Source organism: Pontibacter ummariensis (assembly GCF_900188175.1).
In the GTDB taxonomy this organism is placed as follows: domain Bacteria; phylum Bacteroidota; class Bacteroidia; order Cytophagales; family Hymenobacteraceae; genus Pontibacter; species Pontibacter ummariensis.
This window is the reverse complement of sequence record NZ_FZOQ01000052.1, coordinates 1-11,149: the sequence shown is the minus strand read 5'-3', so window position 1 is coordinate 11,149 and position 11,149 is coordinate 1. Positions and strand designations below refer to the sequence as shown.

Genomic DNA, 11,149 nt, shown 5'->3' with positions numbered 1-11,149 from the left:
GGGCAACAGTCTTGGAGGCTGTCTGTGGATCAGAATAAACTGTTACCGGAAGTTTCTCGAAACGGGTCTCTTCTAAAAGATTTAATCGTGACATTGGAATTTATAGCTATTTTTGAAATGCGTGCACGGACACACAAATCTAAAATAAAATTGATGAGGTGCAAAAGAATCCTCGCTAAAAACAGAAGAATGATCATGTGCTTTGTTACCCTTACTTTTCTACTGGAGGGTAACAAAGAATTTATCTAGTGCCGTGATGTATAATTTTATAGAACAAGGATGCCAACAAGCCCATAAATTTATAAGAGTTGTGTTTCTGTGGCCGCTGAACCACCAAAAAACAAGACAGGGGTGCCTTTTGGGGTTGTGTCACAAATTCATTTTTCCAAGACATGGAGGGGCTTCAGACTTTGCCTTTCCAAGAGAAGAGCTATTCCCAAATAAGGTGCAGGAGGAAGTTAAAATGTGCTGCCCCATTTTGAGTAAGGTCACAAGAAAACATTTCTATTCAGAGAGGGGAGAAGTAGTGAAGTTGATCGTTAGCTTTTCTCGTAACTGCTGTCTCCGAGTACTGATGGAGACATATTTTTAATTAGTAACTTCTGAAGTGAATTGCTTACTTAATACTGTGGCAGATTCCACAAGTCCAATAGCTTAAAATCACACATCGACAGCACCAACAACTGGGAAAGTGCGTTATTAGCTTGAAGCTCTGCGGCTGATCCGTCGAAAGGGAGGTGCATGCCATAAGCACCTCTCTTTCTGCGGCTTTTGCCATGCTGATGATAGTTATTAAGGCAGCATGAGCAGGACGTTGTAGTAGAAAAAAGGCTTGGCGAAGAGAAACATCTTGACGAATAAGGCTAAGTCTGTGTCTGCTGTTTGGTTATAAATCCGCCTCTACATAATAATGCAGGTTTTCTTTGGTAATTATGTCTAAAGGCAAATATTTAATAGGATTATTTTTTTTGTTGAATATCAGATGATCCGCTAAGCTTTTGATGCCCCAATAACCTTGTCCCTTCGGGTTCTGGTTTATGAGAAAGCTAATATAATCATTATTCAGGTAGCCAAGGTTTCTCTCGATTAGGTCATATCCCACTAAGTTGACATGCCTTAACTCTCGTTGTTGTAAATACTCGGCTATAACATGGGCCTTAGAGTTCGTGACAAAAATGCCTTTGATTTTAGGTGTATCTTTAAACAATAAGTCAAGTTGCTGTGAAATCTTCTGTTGCAAGTTTACCCGCAAAATATTATACACACTTTCTAATCCTTGAGTAGTGAAATAGTCCACAAACCCTTGTTCTTTATGAATCAAATGAGAAGAGTTAGGTACGTCCTCCTCAACGTGGACCACCATGAAGGTGGCTTTATCCTTGTAGCCATAGTGCAGTAGCTTTCCAGCTAAAAAGCCGCTTTGGTAAGAATCTTGCCCTATGTACATGAGTGGCTCATAGTCAGGAATGTGTGTATTAAAAAGTACAAAAGGAATACCTTGGCGTTTCCATTTGTTAAAATATGCCAGTGATTGCCGGTAGAAAACAGGAGCTATAAGTAAACCGTCAAAGGAACTTACTTCAACTTTGTCTGCCGCCTTAGAAAAGGAGCTTGCATCAAAGGGGTCAAAATTAATCTGTGTTATCTTCAGGCCATATTGGATTAGCTCTTCCTCCGCCTTTTTAATGCCATCTTTAGGTGCTTGCCAATAGTTATCAATGGCAGGGTCAGGGGCAAGGACAGCGATATGGAAAACTTTAGTACTGGATAGGGCTCGGGCTAAGAGGTTTGGCTTGTAATTAAGCTGTTGAGCAATTTTAAGTACTCGTTGGCGCACATCTTCGGCCACTCTCCCCCGGTTATGGAGCACACGGTCTACGGTTCCATTCGAAACATTGGCTCTCTCAGCAATGTCCTTTATTCTGATCATATAGCGCTCTTTATTGTTCTTGGTTATAATTTACGCACATTTTGAAATGTTTAGTACCTGTCCTATATCTTATTATTGAACGGATAAGGGGGCTTAGGTACGTGTTCGGCAAAGGCTCATTTGCCCGTTAGCTACTCTTCTATGGAAAGAGAGTAACAATATTACTAAATTTTTACTCTGTGAATAGAAAGGTAGCCCTCTCATAGCTAAGCGACCAATAAAATTGTAAATTAATTATTAAAACCAAGCCTTTATTCCAATTTTCCGTGTAAATGGAAGTTACAAAAAGAAACAAATATGAATGTACTTAGGCTGTGTCTGGAAAATGGAATTTAGTTATATCTGCCGTGGTTGTGGCAGTTGGAGGGAAGATAGAAGATGAGCCGCGGCAGATACAAACTAAGTCAGCGGCAGTGGGAGCTTATACAAGATGAGCTGCCGCAGCCAGTAGTCAGAGAAGACGGCAAGGGCAGGTCCGATAGGGACATCCTCAACGGTGTCTTCTGAATCCTTTGCTCGGGCAGCCCCTGGCGGGACTTGCCCGAGAAGTATGGTCCCTGGCAGACGGTCTACGACAGGTTCCGCATGTGGCAGCAGCAGGGCGTGTTTGAGAAAGAGCTCAGGAAGCTAAGGCTGCGCCTGCTGCAGGGCGGGTATCTGGACCAGAACCCTTGGTTGGTGGAGACTACCTTCAACAAAGCTCATAAAGCAGCTGCGGGGGCTAAAAAATGGCAGGCAGACTAGGCCCTAGGCAGGTCCAGGGCCGGCTTCTCCACGAAGGTGCACCTTTTGTGCTGCGGCAGGGGCTTACCGCTTCAGGTGCGTCTGAGTGGTGGGCAGGCCGGTGAGGCCCCGCAGTTTCTCAGGCTCCTTGAGCTGGAAGAGAAAAAGCACAGCGTGGTTGTGGCCGACAAAGGGTACTACAGCCAGACCATTCGAAAGGCGCTGCGGGAACAGTCGATAAAGGCCCAGATACCCGAAAGAGGCCTCGCTGCGGAAAGCAGGCGCAGAAGAAAGGGAAGACCGCCTAGCGTGAGCAAAGAGCTGTACCGCCAAAGGAATATCATCGAAAGGCTCAAGGAAATGAGGCGGTTTGCCTACAGATTCGATAAGCCCGCCGACAGCTACCTGGCTTTCGTTCAACTTGCTTTTGTGAGAGTCTGCCTAAAACCTTATTTTCAGACACACCCTAGGAATGCAGAACAATCGGGAATAATTCTGTCCATGGAATAAGCCTACTAACAGTGGTACCCAACTTTTCATGCACTAAGCCCTAATGTGATTTTAGATAATTGTTTATCTGCTCTTAATCTATCAATAGGATGCACGTTCTCTGGTAACCAGACTCCACCACACTAAGGATTTCAACGGTAGCGGCATAACTCTCAAAGAGGGCAGTATTGTGTCTTTAGAGATAGAGCCTTAACTGTCGTAAGTAAGTTGTGCTTAAGTGCCTGCTTTACGGCCACACATCACTAAGAGAGACGAACTGCAGCTTCGATATTCAGCATCTGGTCTATAGCATGCGAGCGATAGGGTTCTGTTGGCTTTGTTGTTACGGTTTTATTAGTAGCAGGTAGATTGTATTAACGCATTCAACAGACGATAAGTAGGGGATGAAGCTTTAGGAAATTACGATTTTAGCTTTGCGTTTACGTTAACATTGCCTATCTTTCTCATAAAACTAAGGAACTATCTCTGTAAAACGAAGGCCTGTAGTGGGCCAGGTAAGTTGTCTCTGCTAAAAGTAGTGGCAGTATCAGCAGATTTATTATTGTTCGCCCTGCCTAGAGGGGCTATCAAGTATTGAAAACTCCCTTGGCAAGGGAAGGTGTGGGTGTTTCTTGAATGCTTACAGCTGAATTAGCAGTTATATGAAGAAAGAGGAATCGTTTTTCCTAATTTGCGTTAACGTTAACGCAGCCCTTTTTATAAGCGTTCGCCTTATGTAGAATCAACTCAAGGTAGACAGTATAGAGTGAACCAAAAAGATGAGAGCCGGAATAGATTAACATATAAATTATCTTGAACTGAAAGGTAGTATTTGAATGAGAAAGCTTTTACGTGGGTCGGCTATCCTTTTTCTAGTGCTGATAGTAGTGCCCCTCAGGGCGCAGCACTACAAATTTAATGATTGGGCAACCCTGTTGAACCCGGCGGTGAATGTAAGCTTTGCCAGCAGCAATACACGTTTTGCACAAGACCAGGTGCCGCAGGTACCTCGTTTAAGCAAATGGGCGGCTGTGGCCTGGAAGGGCGAAAAAGTCCATACGCAGCTATTGGTTTGGGCGAATAGGGAGATACCGCAACTTCGTATAAGTCTTTCTGACCTAAAGGATGGAAAAGGAAACCGCATCGAGGCAACCAACATCAGAGCCGGGTTTGTACGGTATGTGCTTACCGACGAGTTCGGGAAGGGTTGCGGGCACCGTAAAGCGGTAGACTATGATTCCTCTTGGGTGGCCGACCCAATTGATACAGGCTCCTTCACATCGGTTGCGGCGAATAAGGTGCAGCCTGTGTGGCTAAGCGTCGCTGTGCCCCGCAGTATACAGGCCAGTACTTACAGGGGGACTGTCATTGTAAAGGCTGATAAAACCTACAAGCTGCCGATTACTGTAAAAGTACAGGAGCGGGAACTTCCGCTCCCTAGCCAATGGGCCTTTGATCTGGACCTATGGCAGCACCCGGCCGCTATTGCCCGTGTACACCAAGTGCCGCTTTGGAGCCAAGAGCACTATGCTCTGATGAGGCCTTATTACACTATGCTAGCTGCGGCCGGTCAGAAAAGCATTACCGCCAGCATTATAGATGAGCCATGGAATCACCAGACTTATGACAACTTTCCTAGCCTGATTAAGTGGACAAGGAAAAAGGATGGAACCTGGGCTTATGATTATAGTATTTTTGATAACTACATATCTTTTGTAATGTCTTGCGGTATCAGGGAGCGCATCAACTGCTATACGATGGTGCCTTGGAGAATGGCCTTTACGTACTTTGATGAAGGTACTGGCAGGGAAGCGGTGCTTAAGGCTAAGGCCGGCACGCCGGCATACAGCGCTTTCTGGGGTTGCTTTCTTCGTGACTTCGCCAACCATTTGAAGGAGAAGGGCTGGTTCTCCATTACCTCCATCGCGATGGATGAGCGGCCATTACCCGACATGCAGGCAGTCATTAACCTGCTAAAGGATAGCGACCCGCACTGGAAGATTGCGCTGGCAGGTATTTACCACCCAGAGATTGAAAAGGACATTTTCGACTATAGCATTGCCTCCAAGTGGAAGTTCGATGATCTGGTGCTACAGCGGCGCAATGCCAGTGGCATGTCGAGCACGTTTTACACTAGTTGTGAGGAAGCGCACCCCAACGGCTTCACCTTCTCACCCCCCGCAGAGCAAACTTGGATAGGGTGGTACGCGGCGGCACAGGGTTTTACAGGTTATTTACGCTGGGCCTATAACAGTTGGGTAGAGAACCCCTTGCGGGACAGCAGGTTCAGGACTTGGCCTGCCGGTGATACCTATCAGGTGTATCCTGGCCCGCTGACTTCTGTCCGCTTTGAGAAGCTTGTAGAGGGGATACAGGACTATGAGAAGGTTCGCCTATTGCGCGAGGAGTTCTCACGCACCGGCAACCAAAGTAAACTTAAGGAGCTAGAAAGCATCCTGAGTCCCTTTGAGCTGCAAGTTCTGGCTAACACACCGGCGGAAACAATGGTTCGCACCGCAAAGGAGGCTATGCTGCAACTATGAACTGTGTAGTCCTAGGGCTGTCCCCGGGACACAATATGTTTTTAATATACATTGAAAGACACTACTAAAGACAATTTTTGAATGGAAGTATTTGGCTTGTTCAATAAAGCCTATGGGTGTTGCCTTTAGGTATCAGGAAGAACCCCTGCACCTATACCCAGTGGATTGGATGGCCTAGAAGCTCTTTGGATAACATTCACGAGAAAGATACCGCAGATGAGTGAGTTTTAATCGACGTCAGTTGAGCTGCTTGATTGTCGGTGATAGTTGGCAAGGAAGCAGAAGAAGGTCTGGGAGCGTTGCCATCGGAGCCACGCAAGAAGATTGTTCCAATTCTAAAGATATAACAATAGAGAGATACTTCGTCCCTTCAATTCAGCAAGTATCTCCCCCTGATGGCAAGGTGCCTCAGTATAGTTCATAATTCCTCTTATCTTATGAGAAAGTTTGTATTCCTTTTTCTCCTGTTCATCAGCAGTGCTGCAGTAGCTCAGGTAGAGCCGGGGCAACTGGCTGACAGCCTCTTTTCTACCTATTATCACCAGCGGGCAACCCACTTCAGGAGTCTGCCGCAAACTTCAAGGGATATAATCTTCCTGGGGAACAGCCTCAGCGATGGCGGAGAGTGGGGTGAGTTATTCGGTGACAGACGTGTAAAGAACCGAGGCATCAGTGGTGATACCTCCCCAGGGGTGATGAATCGTTTGAAAGAAGTCGTGCTACGTAAGCCGGAGAAAGTGTTCCTATTAGTAGGAACCAATGATTTGGCTAGAGGCATAGCCCCAGACAGCCTGCTGAAAAATTTGTTCTGGATAGCGGATTATTTGAGACGGGAAGCCCCGCTGACTCAACTGTACATACAGAGTATCCTGCCGGTTAATGGCCGGTTCAAAAAGTTCAGCGGCCACACTGGCAATGGGAAGCAGATAAAGCATGTAAACGCGCAGCTTCAGACAAACGCTGCCAGGTATAACTACTCATTCATAGACTTGCACACACCCTTCTCTGACCGAAGCGGCAACCTCAACGCCAGCTACACCAACGATGGCCTACACCTGAATGGGAACGGTTATATGCTCTGGAAGCACCTGGTCTTCGACGAGGTGTTCGACCTGCAGGCCAAGCCTGCTATCCTGCCGGCGCCGCAGCAGCTGCAATGGACAAATGAGGCTTTCCCGCTTTACCAAACCCGCAGCATTGTGATTCAAGACCCTGAACTGCAGGCGGAGGCCATGAAGCTCAAATCTATGCTTAGAGAGCATGGTCTTGCCGTGCAAATAAAGAAAAATGCAGTAGCCGGTGAACCCCACATTGTCTTGGCAATTTCCTCAACCGGCGCCCCACGACTGTCAGAAGAGGCTTATACCTTAGAGGTAACAAACGATAAAGTGCAGCTAAAGGCTAACACGGGTCACGGTATTTTTAATGGGGTGCAGACTCTTGCCCAGCTCATGCGTGATAAAACATTTATACCCGGTTGCCAGGTACGCGACTGGCCAGCCTACGGATGGCGGGGCTATATGGTGGACGTGGGGCGGAACTACCAGACAATGGAAATGATCAAAGAGCAGATAGACGTGATGGCTCGCTATAAGCTCAACATCTTTCATTTCCATCTGACAGAGGATATTGCGTGGCGACTGGAGGTGCCCAGATACCCGCAGCTTACCGCTCCGGAGCATATGACGCGTAATAAAGGGGCTTACTATACTGTAGACGAGATGCAGGAACTGATTCAGTACTGCAAGGACCGCCACATTACTTTGGTGCCTGAAATCGATATGCCAGGCCACAGCGCCGCTTTCACCCGCGCCATGGGCGTAGATATGCAAAGCGAGCAGGGGCTGGCCTACCTGAAGAACATTCTCAGTGACTTTTGCGACACCTATGATGTGCCCTACGTGCACATAGGTGGTGATGAGGTGGAGATTACAAATCAGGCATTCCTGCCTCAGGTAACAGCCTGGCTGCACGAGAGAGGCAAGAAAACGATTGGTTGGGACCCGGGCGGGAATCTCGATAAGGCTACTGTACGCCAACTGTGGATGCGAGACGGTGCTGTTGATTCCGGGCAGAAGTACATTGACTCTCGCCACCTGTACATCAACCACATGGATCCGTTGGAGGCCATTACCACTATATTCAGCCGACGCATCGGTGACCGAGATACGGGAGACAGTGTTGTATTAGGTGGTACCCTCTGTTTATGGCACGACCGTAATGTGCTGAAGCAGGAAGATGTACTGCAGATGAACCCGGTTTACCCCAGCATATTGGCTTTTGCAGAACGAAGCTGGAAAGGCGGCGGGTACCCTGGCTGGATCACTAATATACAAGTTGATCAGACAAAGCAGCAACGAGATTTTCAGGACTTTGAGAACCGGTTGCTGGATCATCAGAAGTCCTATTTTGAAGGCATGCCCTTCCCATATGCCGCGCAGGCAGGTATGACATGGAAGCTATTCGGTCCCTATAAGAATAAAGGAGACGTATTTGCTTCATTTGCTCCAGAGAGGAAAATTTTCAAAGGTAAAAAGCCGGCAGCTGAAGCAGCGGGAGGAACCGTTGTGCTGCGTCACTTCTGGGATCCATTGGTGACAGGTGTATTAAAAAAACCGGAAGAAAATACGACGTGGTACGCTACCACCCAATTCTGGAGTGACGTGGATACTACAGGCCTGTTCTGGATCGGCTTCCAAAATCTTTCCCGCTCCCAGAACTCTGATACGCCCGCTAATGGAACCTGGGATAACAAGGGTAGTGCTGTATACCTGAATGGTGAGGCCATAGCGCCACCAGCGTGGAAGAGAGCAGGACAGCAAGGAAACCCTGAGATACCGTTAATAGACGAAGGTTATGAGTATCGAGTGCCCATAGCTGCTCCTGTTAAAAAAGGTTGGAATACGGTGCTGGTTAAACTACCAGTCGCAAGCTTCAAAGGCAGGGATTGGCATAACCCGGTAAAGTGGATGTTTACTTTTATACCGCTTGATATCCGGGGCTTGAGGAGCCATACAGAAACCCAGGATGTACTTTAGGAGCGATGTCTGCTATACGTTAGCTAAAAAATTTATCATCGCATCGCATAATGCGAGAACTACGCCTATGTACTCATCGTTTTTGAGCAGGTTGTCATCGTCCTCACTCCATAATGGTAAACCCTGTGCAGAGCTCTGTCTTGCTCAGAATGCTTGCAGGAAGAGGAAGTCCTTCGCCTTGAGAGAAAAGGTACTACCTTACTAATAGGAACGTGAATTTGTCTAAGGGTATTCGGAGTTATATCGTTATTACGTAATGAAGCCCTACAAGTAAGGGTAAGCCTAGAGACAAACCCCTTATAACCTTTTTAACAAAATGGGTGTCATGGTCAAAGCTTTGTTCCCTGTTCTGCTCATAGCAACATCCATCAGTATCTTCCCTAAAGAAGAACAGGCATTCGCTGGATTGAAGAGTTAGCTTATCATACAAACTTGTTGTTATCTTGTAGTATACCTGGGTCTACCTTCACATAATGGTAAAACTATTAAACGGCGGCCAATGGAGCAGCTGGAGCTATACAATACGCAGTTCCTGGAACTGCAGGAACACTTCATCGACTGGCTCCTGGTGCTGGTATACCACTTTTTACCGCTCACAAGAACTTTAACAGGTAAGCCGGAGCCTCCGGCCCTATAACCAGTTCTTCTATATAAGTCTAGCAGGTCCCTCCAAAGGGTGCTGCAGGTTTACATGCTGTGTCTTTGTTCAAATTACTTTAAGTTATGGCAACAAAACTTAGCGTAAGGCAGGCTTTTGCTTTTGCGCTCGTCACCATATATTTCCTGATCGCCATGACTGGCTTTTCTCAGCTGTCTGTGCTCTGGCTGCTCGTGCCTGTCGTGCCCCTGCACCTGATATTCTGGCAGAATATCCTGCAGGGGCGGCTTACGCTGCCTCGCAATTGTCCCCTTGTGGGCTACCTGCGCTATTTTTTCGAAAGCATTCGCCCGGAGCTGCGCCAGTATTTCTTTAAGACTGACACAGATGGCAAGCCCTTCAGCCGACGGCAGCGCTCGATTGTCTAGTAAAGGGGAGAAGCCTCAATGCCCATACGCGGGCAATGGAGGAGATTAGTAGCACCATAGGGAGTGGAATTACAACAGTTTACTGGAGAGTTTTACCAAGGCAGCCACACTTCGCTGGTGTAACCATTGTTCCGATGGGCGAGTAGGCAGGTAGGCCAGTGTCGAATGCCTCCTTTTAGGTTGTAAGTTCCCTTGCACCTTCTGGAGTAATTTGGTACCTTCAGTATCAGGCGCCCATACTGGGCGCACAATAAGCACATGAGGTGATCAAAGCCGTTGTGAGTAACTCACAAAGAAGCTAAATACGAAATAGAATGAATTTGATTAGTTAAACTCTGTTGAATGTCAACACCGGCTGTATGCTATATCCTTCATACCTCGGTAGGGTTCAGATAAAAAATATGACTACTTTTAATAAAATAAGATGGGTCGCAAGTATCCTATTGGTATTCTTCATTGTGCTTATAACCAACCTCATTGACAAAGACAATTTTAACAGGTTAGAATACTCGGTAACAACGATTTACGAAGATAGAATTGTTGCCAGCGATTTGCTCTTTGAAATATCTATGTGGATTCAAGAAAAGGAAGTTGCTGTAGTCTCCGCAGATTCGCTTTTCTTTGAGGAAGAGAACAATAAGACCAACCTTGACATAGACGGCTTGATACAAAGGTATGAGCAGACAATGCTGACCAAAAAAGAGCAGCTCATCTTTAATAATCTAAAAGAGGAACTAAGTAACTTAAGAGAGTTAGAAAAGGAATATACACATTCGGAGACTAGGGAAACAAATCATATCTTAAAGAGCTTAGACGAAATAAGTCAGCACCTTTATGACTTGTCGAAAGTGCAACTTAAGGAAGGCAGACGACAGATGTTCATAAGCAACCAAGCAATGGATACTATAGCCTTATTTACACAAATTGAAATTGTGTTTCTGGTTCTTATGGCTATTCTCATCCAAATAATTATTATGTACAAACCAAAAGGTAACTGAAAATAATCATAACAACGTAGTTTAAATTAAAGTCATAGCGAATAGAAGAATACTGCCGTAGGGCCTGTACTTGCCTTTGGAGACAGCCACCCCATGTGCAGGCGCTTTCCCTGAGGCTAGATTACGGGCGATGGCGGCATACTGCAGCTGAACGTTTACACTTTGGAAGTTTCGTAGCCATGCCCCAGTGCCGATAGTACTATTCAGCACTGGGGCATGGCTTGTTTAGAATTTAACTCAATCAAAGATGGATTTCGAATCAGTTATCATGGGGATTTTTTCCCTTGCACTTTTCATTGTGCCTATTCTGCTTATTCAAAAGATGCAGAAACAGCAAAAAAAGAAACTACAACAGCATTTTTTAGACTTAGCACAGCAACAGCAGCTAAAGATTTCTCAGTA

At 46.2% G+C, this 11,149-nt stretch carries 8 protein-coding genes; 7 read left to right on the top strand and 1 reads right to left on the bottom strand.

Annotation, left to right across the window (positions count from 1 at the left end; genetic code table 11):
• Positions 1 to 886: 886 nt before the first annotated feature.
• Positions 887 to 1,930 (bottom strand): LacI family DNA-binding transcriptional regulator, encoded by a 1,044-nt coding sequence (locus CHB92_RS25050; RefSeq protein ID WP_089321980.1) that lies wholly within the window; start codon positions 1,928 to 1,930, stop codon positions 887 to 889.
• A 507-nt stretch (positions 1,931 to 2,437) separates the two neighbouring features.
• Between CHB92_RS25050 and CHB92_RS25045 the strand changes: the two genes are divergently transcribed.
• From CHB92_RS25045 to CHB92_RS25020, 7 genes are all read left to right on the top strand, one after another.
• Positions 2,438 to 2,674: a transposase gene (locus CHB92_RS25045; protein WP_089321979.1), complete on the top strand. Its 237-nt coding sequence runs from the start codon at positions 2,438 to 2,440 to the stop codon at positions 2,672 to 2,674.
• Between the two features lie 36 nt (positions 2,675 to 2,710).
• The gene (locus CHB92_RS26545) at positions 2,711 to 3,163 is read left to right on the top strand and encodes a transposase (RefSeq protein ID WP_089321978.1); all 453 of its coding nucleotides are present in this window, start codon (positions 2,711 to 2,713) and stop codon (positions 3,161 to 3,163) included.
• Positions 3,164 to 3,978: 815 nt separating this feature from the next.
• Entirely contained in the window at positions 3,979 to 5,685 is a 1,707-nt protein-coding gene (locus CHB92_RS25035; RefSeq protein WP_089321977.1) for a DUF4091 domain-containing protein, read from the top strand.
• 437 nt (positions 5,686 to 6,122) lie between these two features.
• Positions 6,123 to 8,723 (top strand): family 20 glycosylhydrolase, encoded by a 2,601-nt coding sequence (locus CHB92_RS25030; RefSeq protein ID WP_218824312.1) that lies wholly within the window; start codon positions 6,123 to 6,125, stop codon positions 8,721 to 8,723.
• Between the two features lie 499 nt (positions 8,724 to 9,222).
• Positions 9,223 to 9,360: a hypothetical protein gene (locus tag CHB92_RS25970; RefSeq protein ID WP_179223159.1), complete on the top strand. Its 138-nt coding sequence runs from the start codon at positions 9,223 to 9,225 to the stop codon at positions 9,358 to 9,360.
• 86 nt (positions 9,361 to 9,446) lie between these two features.
• Positions 9,447 to 9,749, top strand: a complete 303-nt coding sequence (locus CHB92_RS25025) for a hypothetical protein (RefSeq protein WP_179223158.1) — start codon at positions 9,447 to 9,449, stop codon at positions 9,747 to 9,749.
• Positions 9,750 to 10,150: 401 nt separating this feature from the next.
• Positions 10,151 to 10,747: an MCP four helix bundle domain-containing protein gene (locus tag CHB92_RS25020; RefSeq protein ID WP_089321982.1), complete on the top strand. Its 597-nt coding sequence runs from the start codon at positions 10,151 to 10,153 to the stop codon at positions 10,745 to 10,747.
• Positions 10,748 to 11,149 lie beyond the last annotated feature (402 nt).

Bases quoted from the DNA above. Each gene is read 5' to 3' on its own strand.
- CHB92_RS25050 (WP_089321980.1), bottom strand. From the start codon at position 1,930: ATGATCAGAATAAAGGACATTGCTGAGAGAGCCAATGTTTCGAATGGA.
- CHB92_RS25035 (WP_089321977.1), top strand. From the start codon at position 3,979: ATGAGAAAGCTTTTACGTGGGTCGGCTATCCTTTTTCTAGTGCTGATA.
- CHB92_RS25030 (WP_218824312.1), top strand. From the start codon at position 6,123: ATGAGAAAGTTTGTATTCCTTTTTCTCCTGTTCATCAGCAGTGCTGCA.
- CHB92_RS25970 (WP_179223159.1), top strand. From the start codon at position 9,223: ATGGAGCAGCTGGAGCTATACAATACGCAGTTCCTGGAACTGCAGGAA.
- CHB92_RS25025 (WP_179223158.1), top strand. From the start codon at position 9,447: ATGGCAACAAAACTTAGCGTAAGGCAGGCTTTTGCTTTTGCGCTCGTC.
- CHB92_RS25020 (WP_089321982.1), top strand. From the start codon at position 10,151: ATGACTACTTTTAATAAAATAAGATGGGTCGCAAGTATCCTATTGGTA.